Source organism: Paraburkholderia sp. 32, assembly GCF_050435345.1.
Taxonomy (GTDB): domain Bacteria; phylum Pseudomonadota; class Gammaproteobacteria; order Burkholderiales; family Burkholderiaceae; genus Paraburkholderia; species Paraburkholderia tuberum.
Map to the genome: position 1 here is coordinate 1,199,878 of NZ_JBNDKD010000003.1, position 15,034 is coordinate 1,214,911.

Below are 15,034 nucleotides of genomic sequence, written 5' to 3' on the forward strand. Positions count from 1 at the left end.
ATGACCATCCGAAATCTTGTGGGCTTCATCGCGACAGCCGTCATTTTCATCGTCGCGATCGTGATTGGCCGCGTGCTGTGGGTCCATTACATGGACGAACCGTGGACCCGCGACGGCCGCGTGCGCGCCGAGATCGTCAACGTCGCGCCGGACGTGTCGGGCGCGATCGTCGATCTGCCGGTCAAGGACAACCAGTTCGTGAAGAAGGGCGACCTGCTGATGCAGATCGATCCGTCGCATTACCAGATCGCGGTCGAGCAGGCGCAGGCCGCCGTTGCCGCGCGCAAGGCCGAATTGCAGATGAAGCGCGACGACGCGCAACGGCGTGCCGACATGGATTCGCAGGTGGTGTCGAAGGAAAGCCGCGAAAACGCGACGCATACCGCGTCCGCCGCCGATGCCGCCTATCAGCAGGCACTCGCCGCGCTCGACGCCGCGAAGCTGAACCTCGAACGCACGCGCGTGGTGTCGCCGGTCGACGGCTACGTGACGAACCTGTCCGTGTTCCGCGGCGACTATGCGAGCGCGGGCGCGGCGAAGCTCGCGATCGTCGATAGTCACTCGTTCTGGGTGTATGGCTACTTCGAGGAAACCAAGCTGCCGCACGTGCGCGTCGGCGATCAGGCCGAAGTGCGGCTGATGAGCGGCGGCACGCTGCAAGGCCACGTGGAGAGCATCTCGCGCGGCATCTACGACCGCGACAATCCGCAGAGCCACGAGCTGCTCGCGGACGTGAATCCGACCTTCAACTGGGTGCGCCTCGCGCAGCGCGTGCCGGTGCGCGTGCGGATCGACTCGGTGCCGCCCGACGTGATGCTGGCGGCGGGCACGACCTGCACGGTGGTGGTGCGGCCGGGGACGGGTTCCGCGTCGGCGTCGGTGTCCGGGTCGAACAACGCGAGCTGACGCCCGCGCCGCCTCTTATAGCCGGAACTGCCCCACCATCGCCTTCAGCCCGCGCGCCTGATCGTCGAGCGAGCGGGCTGCGGCGGTGGCCTCCTCCACCAGCGCGGCGTTCTGTTGCGTGCCCGGAGCCTATCCGCCTTTTCGTGTGCGAGTCGGTTTAAAAAATCCTACCCCCTCGCCAGCGTGAAGCGCTCGCCAAACAGGATGACAAACTGGTTCATCGCGGACTTCCAGTCGAAGGTTGCCCTTTCGGTCTCTGCGTCAAGGCAGCGGAAGCTTGCTGTCATCGAGCCGTCGCGGAGGATTGGCTCCCCAACGTGCTTTTATCTGTTCCGGAGTCTCCGGAGGCCATTTCACGCCCATCTTGATGATGCGGTCCCGGATTTCGACCAGCTTCATGTAGGCTGGTGAATCAGGCGCGGAGGCGTTTCTGTTGATGTCATGTGAAAGCGCGAATGGGAACGATACTCCGTTGATGTTGTAAGTAGACGGGTTTGCGCCGTGATCGAGAAGGTAGTCAATCTGGTCGAGTGCGTTGTTCATCAATGCTTCAAATAGCACTGAATTACGCAACGAATCGCGCCGGTTCACATCTGCGCCACGCTCCACCAGCAGCCTGAGCGAACCAGATGTCGACTCCTTTGCAACATCAAAAATTATCGGGGTGCCTTCTGAAATCAAGTTTGGATCAACACCGCCGTCTAGCATCGCACGCAGGAATTCCGGGTGCGAGCTGTTGAGCACGACCCCGAGCGGATCGCCAAAATTCGGCACTTCCTGCAAGGAATCGGCCCCCGCCCTCACCACCTCCGACGCAACCGCAAGCCGATGCGGGTCGCGCTGCAACGCCTCCTGAAACGCAAAAAACAGCATCGTCATGTTCTTGCGTCCGGGCGTGTTCAGGTCTGTCTTCGGGGCCAATCGCCGGACCTGCTCCATATCACCTCGCTCGATGGCCTGCGCCAGTTCGAGTTGCGGGCCGCTAAAAAAATCAGTGGCGGGAAATTTTTTCATTGCATGAACTACAGGGGATAGCGCCAGTAACAGCACCGGCACGATAAGAATTCGGCTGAGTGTTTTCATCGCTTTCAGCCCCGTTATGACAGTGTTTCAAGTACGGAGATGTCCTCCGCCTTCTGCTGCTCGATGCCGTCTATTGCCTGCCTGATGAAGTGCCGCGACACCGGCGATCCGCTGCCGGGCAGGGGATAGGCAGTACCGGCTGCACCGGGTAGGGGCGTCCACGTCTGTGCCACGGTCAGAATGTCGCCGTTCACATGGTACGCATTGATGTTCGATGGCGTGACCTGGCCGCCGTAATGCTGGACCGTCTTCGGGTGCAGGCCCGCTGCATTGAAGCTCCAGCAGTCCTTGCCGCTGGCGACGGATGCAGCCGAACACAGGCCACCGCCTAACGAGTGACCCGTTATGTCGATAGGTTCTGCTGAGAAGGCTAATTTTTTGCCTGTATTGACAGCCCTCTCGTAATAGGGCGATTCCCTATCCACGCTTTGGCTAAAGTTGTTCGACCAGTCGGCCAGGCTCGTCATTTCGGTTCCCTTGAAGGCGAGGGTGGGCTTCATATCGTCGCCGAAGACATGACGATCGGGTTCGTATAGCTGCGCTCCAAAATTGGAACCCTTGATTTTCAGGTCTTTCGGCTTCAAGCCATACCAATCCAGAAATTCCATATCCCCGCTGCGGTTCGTCCACCCTTCGGGCACCGGCCTGGACGGCTCGTAGACATGATCGGAGAGTCTGGCCTTCTCCACCGCGACATTGTTGCGCGCAAGCCGTTCAGCCGCTGCCCGCACGCGCCCGGACATGGTCGCATTGCCCGCCGCAATCAGCGCCTTGCGCGTCTGCCACCGCTGCGCCTTGGTCAGTGCCTGTGGTATCTCGATGCGCGGCGGTGTCGCCCGGGCTGCGCGCGCAGCGTTCAGCTGCGTTTGCCAGGTGGCCGGATCATACTGGACGGACAGCACAGGTTCACCGTCCGGGTGACTGCCGGTCCTCCCTTCGGGATTCATTAACGGCGTGCCGCTGTACGGTGACGGAAACAGGCCATTACGCGGACCTTTAACGGCAAGCAGTTTGCCCCGGCGCATCTCTTCGAACAGAGCAACGATGACCCGCCAGCCATCGGTGTCAGGGTTCCGGTCCCGTACATCATGAAAAAACAGCCAGTGACTGTCGATGAGATTCCTGACCAGCTTCCGGTCCTCCTCCCACTTTCCGCGATTCAGTGTGGCGATAGCAAGAAATTCCCGGGTCTCCGCCCTGGCTCTCTGAAGGTCTGCGGCCTTGCCGAGGCACGCTTTATAGTGCCATTCGTCGCAGATGACGTAACAGGTACCCGGTGGCCGCTGGCAGAAAAGCTCCAGGGAGTGCATCTCAAATACGGACAGGGACATAGGTGTGTCGATGGTCTATCTGAAGTCGCTGCCGGGGTGACAGCAGTCAGATAATTACCGTGCGACAGGCAGTCCGTACATGGGCGACGGCCCAAAATCTCCACAGCTTTCGATGAACCTGTCCGTGTTCCGCGGCGACTATCCGACGGCCGGCGCCGCGAAGCTCGCGATCGTCGATAGTCACTCGTTCTGGGTGTATCGCTACTTCGAGGAAACCAAGCTGCCGCACGTGCGCGTCGGCGATCAGGCCGAAGTGCGGCTGATGAGCGGCGGCATGCTGAAAGGCCACGTGGAGAGCATCTCGCGCAGCATCTACGACCGCGACAATCCGCAAAGCCACGAACTGCTCGCGGACGTGAATCCGACCTTCAACTGGGTGCGCCTCGCGCAGCGCGTGCCGGTGCGCGTGAAGATCGACTCGGTACCCGCGGACGTGATGTTGGCGGCGGGCACGACCTGCACGGTAGTCGTGCGGCCGGGGACGGGCTCCGGCTCCTCGTTGGCCAACGCGAGCTGACGCCCGCGCCGCCTCTTATAGCCGGAACTGCCCCACCATCGCCTTCAGCCCGCGCGCCTGATCGTCGAGCGAGCGGGCCGCGGCGGTGGCCTCCTCCACCAGCGCGGCGTTCTGCTGCGTGCCCGAGTCCATCTGCGTGATCGCGAGACTGATCGCCTCGATACCGGCGCTCTGCTCGGACGACGCCGCCGAAATCTCGCCCATGATGTCGGTCACGCGCTTCACGGCCTTGACGACTTCGTCCATCGTCTGACCGGCGTCAGCGGCGAGCGTCGAGCCGTTGCCGACGCGCTCGACCGAAGTCTGGATCAAGCCCTTGATCTCCTTCGCGGCCGCCGCGCTGCGCTGCGCGAGATTGCGCACTTCCGCCGCGACGACCGAAAAGCCGCGCCCCTCCTCGCCCGCGCGCGCCGCCTCGACGGCCGCGTTCAACGCGAGGATGTTGGTCTGGAACGCGATCCCCTCGATCACGCCGATGATGTCGCCGATGCTGCGCGCGCTCTCGTTGATGTCGTTCATCGTCGCCACCACGCGGCTCACGACCGCGCCGCCCTGCTCGGCGATCGCCGACGCGTTGTTCGCGAGCGTGCTCGCCTGCTTTGCGTTGTCGGCGTTCTGACGCACCGTCGAGGTCAGTTGCTCCATGCTGCTCGCGGTGCGCTCGAGCGCAAGCGCCTGCTGCTCGGTTCGCTGCGACAGATCGAGGTTGCCCATCGAAATCTGCGCGGACGCGGTCGCGATCGCATCGGCGCTCGACGCGATGTCGGCAACCGTCGTCGCGAGTCCGCTTTGCATGTCGGACAGCGCGAACAGCATGCTCGCACGGTCCTTGCCGCCGAGCGCGATGCGATTCGACAGATCGCCCGCGGCGATGCGGCGCGCGATCTCCTTCGCGTACGCGGGCTCGCCGCCGAGCTGCGCGGTGAGCCGCCGCACGACCCACGCGGCGATGCCGACCGCGAGCACGATCAGTGAGAGCGTCATCGCCGCGATCATCACGAACGACGAGTGATAGATGAAGCCGGACGCGTCGATCGTCGCCTTCGCGGCGGTGCCGCGCTGCGCGACGAGTTCGTCGACGAGCTTTTCGAGCTTGCCGGTTTCGACGAGCAGCGACACGTCCTGCGTGCCGACCTGCCAGTTCATCTGCGACAGATCGAGCGGCTGCGCTTTCACGAGCGTGACGAAGTCGCGCAGGTGACCGCTCCATGCCGCGACCGCCGCGGTGAACGCCTTCTGCGCGCCGACTGCCTTCGCGTCCGACTTATCGACGTACTGCTGGAGCGTGCCCAGCTGCTCGTTGAGACCCGCGAGGCCGCGCTCGATGTCGGCCCCGAGTTCGTCGCGCTCCTTCGCGGTGGTCGCGGTCAGCAGCATCTTTTGCGCGCGGCTCGCGCGCAGCATGTGGCCGCGCGCTTCCTCGGCGGCGCGGCTCGCGACGTGGCCCTGGTCGTAGATCGATTGCGCGGACGCGTTCAGCCGGCCGATCTGCAGCAGCGAAAACACGCCGATCAGCAGCGTGCCGGCGAGCAGAATCGCAAACGCGATCCGCAGCGTCGCCTTGACCGACAAGCCGTTGAACTTCGTTGCCGCTGCGCTGTGTGCCACTGCTTTCATCATCCCCGTCCCCACATGTCGACGCGCCGGACGGTCGGTTCCGGCATCACCACTTATCTCTCCGGGTCTACGGCAGCGCGCCCCGCGATCTTGAATTTCGCTTGTGCAGGCCGGGGCGGGTCGTGCGCCGCTTGCCGTTCCCGGTTCCATGTTCGACGCGCCGCTTCGTGGGCCGCGCAATCGCGAGCGCTTTATACCGTGGCCAAAAACTCGCCAAAAAAAGTTTCTTCAGGCAAAGAGCTGACGATTCGTCGTTTCACCGCCGAATGAAAAGCCATCCGCCCCCTTGTCCGATTCGCGACAAAACTTGTCCTTACAATTCGCTTCGGCCACATTAAACTTCGGCTAGATATTCAAAACGCCGGTTGCCGCGACGAAACGCCGCAGTGCTTCGCGGAACGCGCCTACGAGGCGTGCTGCCCGCACCGGTTTTCGGTGCCGATCTTTCATTCCACCGTTTTCCCGATCTTTTTTTCTAGCGTATGGAAACGAGCCTCGATAAAAGCGCCCTTGCCGGCGCATCCGCCACGGGGGCGAGCGCGTCCCCGGCCGCCGCTGCGCCGGCGGCCGCCAAGGTCCAGCGCACGGTGTATTCCGTGCTCGGTGCGATCAGCTTTTCGCACCTGCTCAACGACATGATCCAGTCGCTGATCCTCGCCATCTACCCGATGTTCAAGGACAACTTCTCGTTGTCGTTCGGGCAGATCGGTCTGATCACGCTGACCTACCAGATCACCGCGTCGCTGCTGCAGCCGCTCGTCGGCAGCTATACCGACAAACATCCGAAGCCGTACTCGCTGCCGGTCGGCATGGGCTTCACGCTGACCGGGCTGCTGCTGATGTCGGTCGCGCCGAACTTCGGCGTGCTGCTGGTCGCCGCGGCGCTGGTCGGCTGCGGATCGTCGGTGTTCCATCCGGAGTCGTCGCGAGTCGCGCGGATGGCCTCGGGTGGCCGTCACGGTCTCGCGCAGTCGTTGTTCCAGGTCGGCGGCAATGCGGGTTCGTCACTCGGGCCGCTGCTCGCCGCGCTGATCGTGATTCCGCACGGGCAACGCAGCATCGCGTGGTTCTCGGCGGCGGCGCTCGTCGCGATCGTCGTGCTCACGCAGATCGGCCGCTGGTACAAGCGTCATCCGTCGGTCAGGAAGGCGCGCGGCCAGGGCGCGCATGTGACGCTGCCGCGTAACAAGATCATCCTGGCGATGAGCGTGCTGGTGTTGCTGGTGTTCTCCAAGTACTTCTATCTCGCCAGCATCAATAGCTATTTCACGTTCTATCTGATCGACAGGTTCCATCTGTCGGTGCAGGCCGCGCAGATCCATCTGTTCGTGTTCCTCGCGGCGGTCGCGGCGGGTACGGTGATCGGCGGGCCGATCGGCGACAAGATCGGGCGCAAGTACGTGATCTGGGTGTCGATTCTTGGCGTCGCGCCTTTTACGCTGCTGTTGCCGTATGCGAATCTGTTCTGGACTAGTGTGCTGACGGTTGTTATTGGGGTGGTGCTCGCCTCGGCGTTCTCGGCGATTCTTGTTTATGCGCAGGAGTTGATCCCCGGGAAGGTTGGGATGGTGGCTGGGTTGTTCTTTGGTTTTGCCTTTGGGCTTGGCGGCGTGGGCGCCGCCGTGCTTGGGGAACTCGCTGACGCTACCAGTATTGTGTTTGTTTATAAGGTTTGTTCGTTTTTGCCGTTGATTGGGGTGCTGACTGTTTTGTTGCCGGATGTTGAGGGGAAGCGGGTTAAAGGGTGAGCGCGTGCCGCGGGGTTGGGGCTTTTTCCTTATCGTGCGGTGTTGGCCTTTCCTTGCTGGCTTGTCGGTTTATTAGCGTTGCCCCGGTGCGGGGCGGGGCTTTTTTCGTTGTTCTGGCTTTGTTGGCCTTTCCTTGCTGACTTATCGGTCTATTAGCGTTGCCCCTGTGCGGGGCGGCACCTACTTTCTTTGCTGCTGCAAAGAAAGTAGGCAAAGAAGACAGCTCAAACCGCCAACTCCTAAGCGGGTTCCTCGGTCTGCATGAGGTAGTGGTGCATCTGGAATCCGTGCTCCCGCACATTCCGCGCTAGTGACAAGGCTGTCATTCTTCCGGCGGCGCTACGCGCGCCGAAACTCCGCTCAAAAACCACTGGTTGTTTCGGCGCATCGCCGAGGCACAGCCGAGGGCCCCCGCTGCGCGGGCAAAGCCGTTGGTTTCCCTGGCAGACCCGTCCGCGACGCACGTAGTGCGGAGTGGGAGGGATGACGGCTTTGTCACGAACGGCGGAATGTGCGGGGGCACGGATTCCAGATGCACCACTACCCCTTCCAAGCCAGGGGACCCACTTAAGAGTTTGCGGTTTTAGCTGTCTTCTTTGCCTACTTTCTTTGCAGCAGCAAAGAAAGTAGGTGCCGCCCCGCACAGGGGCAACGCCAATAGACCGATAAGTCAGCAAGGAAAGGCCAACACCGCAAAGAACACCACCCTCGCCTTAGCCCCGCATCCGCCTCCACAGCAAAAAACCCACCGCAATGACGATAACCGCAACACCGTCGACAACAGCCAGCACCGGCAAAGGATCGCTCCACTTGTCCATGTTCGTCGTGCGCGAATAATAGGGCTCGCCGCTTCCATACGCTTCGTCCAGGTTAATCACGTTAAACGCAGCAACCGCAACGACAAGGGCAAGCAGAACTACGCCAGCGAGAAAACGGGCGATGCTGGACTTGCGCATGTCAGTACCTGACCGTTAATGGAATGTAGCAATCTAGCGACGGCGTAGCCCCCTCCTTCAGGTCGCGCAGGCTGGAACGCCCGCTCTACCACGCTCATAAGCGTATCGATTGAACATGCAAGCCTCACCATCCTGGGGGAAAACGACCTGTCACGTTGATCGCCTCTACCTTACCTGGCGGTGCAGAAACAACAAATGGGCGACGGATGAAAATGCCGAACAACGACTTTCTTCTGTTGCCCTTCGCCCTTACGGCGAACCCGCTTGCCCCCCCTCCCGCCCGTGGCTATGCTTGTGCGCATAACCAGCGCCGCACCGGGCGCGCAATTTGCGATTCCGTTTCATCCAACCCCGTCCACTCCCGCCGCACGAGGATCGCCGCCGATGACCCGCTACCGCGATTTCCACCGCCGCTCGATCGACCACCCCGAAGCCTTCTGGCGCGAAGAAGCCCGGCGCATTCACTGGCACACGCCATTCGGCACCGTGCTCGACCGCTCGAAGCCGCCGTTCGCGCGCTGGTTCGTCGGCGGTCGCACGAACCTCTGCCATAACGCGGTCGATCGGCATCTGGCCGAACGCGCGCAGCAGAACGCGCTCGTCTACGTATCGACCGAAACCGGCATCGAGCGGCACTACACGTATGCCGATCTGTACGCCGAAATCAACCGGATGGCCGCCGTCATGCGCTCGCTCGGCGTGAAGCGCGGCGACGTCGTGCTGATCTATCTGCCGATGATCCCCGAGGCGCTGTTCGCGATGCTCGCCTGCGCGCGGCTCGGCGCGATCCACTCGGTCGTGTTCGGCGGCTTCGCGGCGCCGAACCTCGCCACGCGTATCGACGACGCGAAGCCCGTGCTGATCGTCACGGCCGACGCCGGCGCGCGCGGCGGCAAGGTGGTCGACTACACGCCGCTCGTCGACGAAGCGCTCGCGCGCGCCATGCACAAGACACCGCATGTGCTGCTGATCGACCGGCAGCTCGCGCCCGCGCGACTGAACGCACCCTACCTCGTCGCCTATGAGCCGCTGCGCGAACAGTTCTTCGACGCCCACGTCCCGTGCGAATGGCTCGAATCGAACGAGGCGTCGTACGTGCTGTACACGTCGGGCACGACCGGCAAACCGAAGGGCGTGCAGCGCGATGTCGGCGGCTATGCGGTCGCGCTCGCGGCATCGATGGAATACATCTTCGAGGGCAAACCCGGCGACACCATGTTCACCGCGTCCGACGTCGGCTGGGTGGTCGGCCACAGCTACGTCGTGTACGCGCCGCTGATCGCGGGGCTGACCACCGTGATGTACGAAGGCACGCCGATTCGTCCGGACGGCGGCATCTGGTGGCGGCTCGTCGAACAGCACAAGATCAACCTGATGTTCACCGCGCCGACCGCGATACGCGTGCTGAAGAAGCAGGACCCGGCGCTGATGAAGGCAGCCGATCTGTCGAGCCTGCGCACGCTGTTTCTCGCCGGCGAACCACTCGACGAACCGACCGCCGAATGGATCTCCAACGCGTTGAACAAGCCGGTGATCGACAACTACTGGCAGACCGAAACCGGCTGGCCGATGCTCGCCATTCCGCGCGGCATCGAGGCACTGCCGACCAAGCTCGGTTCGCCGGGCGTGCCCTCGATCGGCTATAGCCTGACCGTGCGCGACGAGCTGACCGGCGAGCCCTGCGCGCCCGGCGAGAAAGGCGTGCTGACGCTCGACTATCCGCTGCCGCCGGGCTGCATGTCGACGGTATGGGGCGACGACAAGCGCTTCGTCGGCACCTACTGGTCGAGCGTGCCGAACCAGCAGGTGTATTCGACGTTCGACTGGGGCGTGCAGGACGAGGACGGCTACGTGACGATCCTCGGCCGCACCGACGACGTCATCAACGTCGCGGGCCATCGCCTCGGCACGCGCGAGATCGAGGAGGCGCTGTCGAGCCATGCGGCTGTCGCGGAAGTCGCGGTGGTGGGTGTGACCGATCCGGTCAAGGGTCAGGCGGCGATGGCCTTCGTCGTGCTGCGCGGCGCGCAGGGAGAAGGCGACCCGAGCGAGCGCGCGCGGCTCGAAGCCGAGCTGGCGATGACGGTCGACCGCCATCTCGGCTCGATTGCGCGGCCCGCGCGCGTGGTGATGGTATCGATGCTGCCGAAGACGCGCTCCGGCAAGCTATTGCGCCGCGCTATCGCGGCGCTCGCCGAAGGGCGCGAGCCGGGCGATTTGCCGACGATCGAAGATCCGGCCGCGCTGCAGCAGGTGCGCGACGCGCTCGGCGACGGCAGGAAGGAATAAGCGGGCCAAGCAGCGGGCGACCAGGCGGACGAACAGGCGGGCGCTCAGCCCGCGGTGTCTCGCGTGCCGAGAAAGTGCGCGAGAATCGCGTTCGAATACGTGCCCGCGATCCCGGTCAGGAACGACATGAACGATCCGGGCGCGTGGTCGTCGGCGGTATCGGAGATCGTGCGCACGACCGCGCACGGCACGCCGTACTCGTAGCAGACCTGCGCGATCGCCGCGCCTTCCATCTCGACCGCGAGCGCGTCGGGCAGCGCGTCGCGCAACGCCGCGAGGGCCGCCGCGCTCGCGACGAACTGATCGCCGCTGACGATCAAGCCGCGATGCACGCGCGGCGCGCGCGTGCCGAAGCGCGCCGCGCAGGCCGCGCCTTCCTCGGCGACGAACTGCTCGCATGCGGCCATCAGACGGTCGGCGAGCGCCACATCGGTGGTGAAGCGCGACATGCCGAGCAGCGGCACCTCGAAGCGCGGAAAAAGCGGCGACGCGTCGACATCGTGCTGCATCAGCGCGCTCGCAACGACGATATCGCCGACATGCACGTCGCCGCCGACACCGCCCGCGACACCGGTGAACACGATCGCCTCGACATCGAACGCGTGGATCAGCGCACTGACCGTCGCGGCCGCCGCGACCTTGCCGATGCGCGCGAGCGTGACGACGCACGGCGTGCCGTGCACGGTGCCGACGTGGTAGTCACGCTGGCCGTGCGTGACCGTGCGCACGCCGGACTCGGCGCGCATCGCTTCGATCAGGTCGCCGAGTTCCTGCGGTAACGCGGCCAGAACGCCGAGCGGCCGCCGCGCATCGTGGCTGAGATTCAAGGGCGTGCTCATTCGACCGCCTGCAATTTAGCCACCGCCAGCGCCAGCCACTTTTCGCCGTGCCGCTTGAAGCGGACCTGCGCTTTCGCGTCGGTGCCGTTGCCTTCGAGTGCGGTGATCGTGCCTTCGCCGAACTTGGTATGGAACACCTGCTGGCCGACGCGGAAGCCCGTGTCGGCCGCGCGTTGCTCGTTCGCGAACGCGGGCGCCGGCGCGGAGCTCACCGCCGCCGTCGACGCCGAACCGCCGCCGTACCCCGGCCGCGCGAACCAGTCGCGCCCGTAGCCGGCGTTGTCCGAGCGGCCGCCCCAGCGCGAGCCCGCCTCGACCTTCGGCGTCAGCCACTTCAGCGTTTCGTGCGGCAATTCGTCGAAGAAACGCGAGCGGATGTTGTAGCGGGTCTGGCCGTGCAGCATCCGGCTCTGCGCGAAAGACAGGTACAGCCGCTCCTTCGCGCGCGTGATCGCGACGTACATCAGACGCCGCTCTTCTTCGAGGCCGTCGGCCTCCATCGCGCTGTTCTCGTGCGGGAACAGCCCCTCTTCGAGGCCGGTGATGAACACCGCGGTGAATTCGAGCCCCTTTGCCGCGTGCACCGTCATCAGTTGCACAGCTTCCTGGCCGGCCTGCGCCTGGTTGTCGCCCGCTTCGAGCGATGCGTGCGACAGAAAGCCCGCGAGCGGCGTCATCGTGTCGGGGTTTTGCGCCGGATCGGCGATGCCCGGTGCGTCGAGGACCACCGTGGTCGGATCGTCGGTCGCGACCGCGAGTTCGGGCGCGGCGCTGGCTCCTGGGCGCAGCGGAATCGAGCGCGCGGGCGTATCGAGCCCGTAGCCTTCCTCGCTGACGAACGCGGCGGCCGCGTTGACGAGTTCCTGCAGGTTCTCGAGCCGCTCCTGGCCTTCGCGCTCGTTCTGATAGAAGTCGGCGAGACCGCTCGCGCGGACCACGTACTCGACGGTCTCCGGCAGGCTCATCTGCTGCGTGTCGGCGCGCATCTTGCCGACGAGGTTCGCGAACGCGGCGAGGCTCGAGCCGGCCTTGCCGGCGACGTACGGAATCGCCGCGGCCATCGAGCAGTTGTACAGACGCGCCGCGTCGGCGAGCTGTTCGATCGAACGCGCGCCGATGCCGCGAGTCGGGAAATTGACGACGCGGCCGAACGCGGTGTCGTCGTTCGGGTTGTCGATCAGGCGCAGGTATGCGAGCGCGTGCTTGACTTCCTGACGTTCGAAAAATCGCAGGCCGCCATACACGCGATACGCGATGCCCGCGTTGACGAGCGTGTGCTCGATCGTGCGCGACTGCGCGTTGCTGCGGTAGAGCACCGCGATTTCGCTGCGCGACAGGCCGGTGTTGATCAGCGCGCGGATCTCTTCGACGATCCAGCCGGCCTCCTGCGAATCGGTCGCCGATTCGTAGACGCGCACCGGTTCGCCGTGACCCGCCTCGGTACGCAGATTCTTGCCGAGGCGTCGCGAGTTGTTCGCGATCAGCTGGTTGGCGGCATCGAGAATATGGCCGTGCGAACGATAGTTTTGCTCGAGCTTGATCAGATTGCGCACGTTGAACTCGTGCTCGAAGTCGCGCATGTTGCCGACGTTCGCGCCGCGGAACGCGTAGATCGACTGGTCGTCGTCGCCGACCGCGAAGATTGCGTTGTGCTGGCCCGCGAGCAGCTTCAGCCACGCGTATTGCAGCTTGTTGGTGTCCTGAAACTCGTCGACGAGGATGTGCCTGAAGCGCGCCTGGTAATGCGCGCGCAGCGGCGGATTGTGCGCGAGCAGTTCGTAGCAGCGCAGCAGCAGCTCGGGGAAGTCGACGACGCCTTCGCGCTGGCATTGCTGATCGTAGGCTTCGTAGAGTTCGACGAACTTGCGGTTGAAGTTGTCGGTGGCGTCGACGTCTTTGGGGCGCAGGCCCTGCTCTTTCGCGTTGTTGATGAAGTACTGGAGATTTTTCGCGGGGTACTTTTCGTCGTCGATGTTGAGGCCCTTCATCAGGCGCTTGATCGCCGACAGTTGGTCCGCGGTATCGAGAATCTGGAACGTGGCGGGCAGCCCGGCGTCGCGGTGATGCGCGCGCAGCATACGGTTGCACAGGCCGTGGAACGTGCCGATCCACATGCCGCGCGTGTCGATCGGCAATAGCGCCGAGAGGCGCGCCATCATTTCGCGGGCGGCTTTGTTCGTGAAGGTCACCGCGAGGACGGTCGCGGGGGACGCGAGGCCTTGCTGAATCAGCCACGCGATGCGGGTGATCAGGACGCGGGTTTTGCCGCTGCCGGCGCCCGCCAGGATCAGGGCGGGCTCATTCGGGAGCGTTACGGCGGCGTGTTGTTCGGGGTTTAGATTCGAGAGGAGGTCGGGCATTTTTTTGCTTAGAGCGTGTTAGGCACTTTTCATAATCGGTGCAGCATGAACGAGCATAAGCATGGCGAAGACGACGAAGTGCAGGCCTGCCAGGGTTTCGGGCAGGCGCTCGTAGTCGCGTGCCAACCGCCGGAAGCGGTTGAGCCAGCCGAAACTGCGCTCGACCACCCAGCGGCGGGGCAGCAGCACGAAGCCCTTCTTCGCCTCAGGCAGCTTGATGACCTGCAGTTCAATGCCTTCATCACGTGCGGCCTGTGCAGCAGTGTCGCCCGTATAGCCCTGGTCAGCAAACGCAAGTTTCACCGTCTGACCGGTGACGTGCTGAACCTGACGCGCAAGCTCGGCCACCTGCGCGCGCTCCTGCTCGTTGGCCGGCGTAATGTGCACCGCGAGCAGCATCCCCAGCGTGTCGACAGCCATGTGAACCTTGCTGCCCCGCTTGCGCTTGTAACCGTCGTAGCCCGCACGCGGCCCGCTTTCACACGTGGACTGCAATGTGCGTCCATCCAGAATGACCGCACTGGGCTGGCCCTGACGCTGTTGCGCCACGCGCAGCACCGAGCGCAAATCGTTGACCATCGCCTCGAAACAACCCGCGTTCAGCCAGCGCTGCGTTTGCTGGTAGACCATTTCCCACGGCGGAAAGTTGGTCGGCAGCATGCGCCACGATGCACCCGCGCGCGCCATCCAGCGAAGCGCGTTGAACATTTCGCGCAGTTCGTATCGGCGCTGCGGTGCATCTTCGTTCATCAAGGTCAGATACGGAGCGGCGAAGCTCCATTCCTCGTCCGAAACATCTGTCGGGTATGGCTTGCGTTCTATCATCCCGCCAGGTTACCAGGTCTGACAGAAAGTGCCTAACACGCTCTAGGCGCAGTTCGGGGGACATTATATGCCCCGGCGGGGGCGGCGCTTTTTTTGGTTTTTTTTGTTCTTCTGGATATGGGTTGGGTTTTTTCGTTGTTCTGGCTTTGTTGGCCTTTCCTTGTTGTCTTGTCGGTCTATTAGCGTTGCCCCTGTGCGGGGCGGCACCTACTTTCTTTGCTGCTGCAAAGAAAGTAGGCAAAGAAGACAGCTCAAACCGCAAACTTTTAAGCGGGTCCCCTGGCTTGGAAGGAGTAGTGGTGCATCTGGAATCCGGGCCCCCGCACATTCCCCGTTCGTGACAAAGCCATCATCCCTCCCACTCCGCACTACGTGCGTCGCGGACGGGTCTGCCAGGGAAACCAATGGCTTGGCCCGCGCAGCGGGGGCCGTCGGCTGCGCCTCGGCGATGCGCCGAAACAACCGGTGGTTTTTGAAGGGGTTTCGGCGCGCGCAGCGCCGCCGGAAGAATGACCGCCTTGTCACTGGCGCCGAATGTGCGGGAGCACGGATTCCAGATGCAC

The 15,034-nt window shown here is 63.7% G+C and carries 10 protein-coding genes and 1 pseudogene; 4 read left to right on the plus strand and 7 right to left on the minus strand.

Annotated features, from left to right (window positions below; translation table 11 throughout):
• On the plus strand, positions 1-906 hold the full coding sequence (locus tag OKW26_RS28140; protein ID WP_429355854.1) for an efflux RND transporter periplasmic adaptor subunit: 906 nt from the start codon (positions 1-3) through the stop codon (positions 904-906).
• Positions 907-1,167: 261 nt separating this feature from the next.
• Here OKW26_RS28140 and OKW26_RS28145 read toward each other — a convergent pair whose 3' ends face one another.
• Positions 1,168-1,989: an ankyrin repeat domain-containing protein gene (locus OKW26_RS28145; protein ID WP_184021766.1), complete on the minus strand. Its 822-nt coding sequence runs from the start codon at positions 1,987-1,989 to the stop codon at positions 1,168-1,170.
• A gap of 14 nt (positions 1,990-2,003) precedes the next feature.
• The gene (locus tag OKW26_RS28150) at positions 2,004-3,320 is read right to left on the minus strand and encodes a DUF2974 domain-containing protein (RefSeq protein ID WP_184063614.1); all 1,317 of its coding nucleotides are present in this window, start codon (positions 3,318-3,320) and stop codon (positions 2,004-2,006) included.
• Between the two features lie 115 nt (positions 3,321-3,435).
• Here OKW26_RS28150 and OKW26_RS28155 point away from each other — a divergent pair.
• Positions 3,436-3,837: pseudogene (locus OKW26_RS28155) on the plus strand (efflux transporter periplasmic adaptor subunit); the annotation flags it as partial.
• A gap of 15 nt (positions 3,838-3,852) precedes the next feature.
• Here the strand turns inward: OKW26_RS28155 and OKW26_RS28160 are convergent.
• A complete protein-coding gene (locus tag OKW26_RS28160; RefSeq protein WP_429355855.1) occupies positions 3,853-5,454 on the minus strand; it encodes a methyl-accepting chemotaxis protein in 1,602 nt (533 codons plus the stop codon).
• A gap of 482 nt (positions 5,455-5,936) precedes the next feature.
• Here OKW26_RS28160 and OKW26_RS28165 point away from each other — a divergent pair, with 482 nt between their 5' ends.
• Entirely contained in the window at positions 5,937-7,202 is a 1,266-nt protein-coding gene (locus OKW26_RS28165; protein ID WP_429355856.1) for an MFS transporter, read from the plus strand.
• Between the two features lie 713 nt (positions 7,203-7,915).
• Here the strand turns inward: OKW26_RS28165 and OKW26_RS28170 are convergent.
• A complete protein-coding gene (locus OKW26_RS28170; protein ID WP_184063607.1) occupies positions 7,916-8,158 on the minus strand; it encodes a hypothetical protein in 243 nt (80 codons plus the stop codon).
• Between the two features lie 384 nt (positions 8,159-8,542).
• On the opposite strand from OKW26_RS28170, the gene OKW26_RS28175 reads away from it, so the two are divergent.
• Positions 8,543-10,447: a propionate--CoA ligase gene (locus OKW26_RS28175; RefSeq protein ID WP_429355857.1), complete on the plus strand. Its 1,905-nt coding sequence runs from the start codon at positions 8,543-8,545 to the stop codon at positions 10,445-10,447.
• Positions 10,448-10,491: 44 nt separating this feature from the next.
• Here the strand turns inward: OKW26_RS28175 and OKW26_RS28180 are convergent, their stop codons facing one another.
• From OKW26_RS28180 to OKW26_RS28190, 3 genes are read right to left on the minus strand one after another with little or no spacing between them, the layout of a single operon-like run.
• Complete coding sequence (locus OKW26_RS28180) at positions 10,492-11,286, minus strand: 5'-methylthioadenosine/adenosylhomocysteine nucleosidase (RefSeq protein WP_429355858.1); 795 nt, start codon at positions 11,284-11,286, stop codon at positions 10,492-10,494.
• Complete coding sequence (locus OKW26_RS28185) at positions 11,283-13,646, minus strand: UvrD-helicase domain-containing protein (RefSeq protein WP_429355859.1); 2,364 nt, start codon at positions 13,644-13,646, stop codon at positions 11,283-11,285. Before OKW26_RS28185 ends, OKW26_RS28180 begins: the two co-directional genes overlap by 4 nt.
• Before the next feature lie 18 nt (positions 13,647-13,664).
• Positions 13,665-14,468 (minus strand): IS5 family transposase, encoded by an 804-nt coding sequence (locus OKW26_RS28190; RefSeq protein WP_143037180.1) that lies wholly within the window; start codon positions 14,466-14,468, stop codon positions 13,665-13,667.
• Positions 14,469-15,034 lie beyond the last annotated feature (566 nt).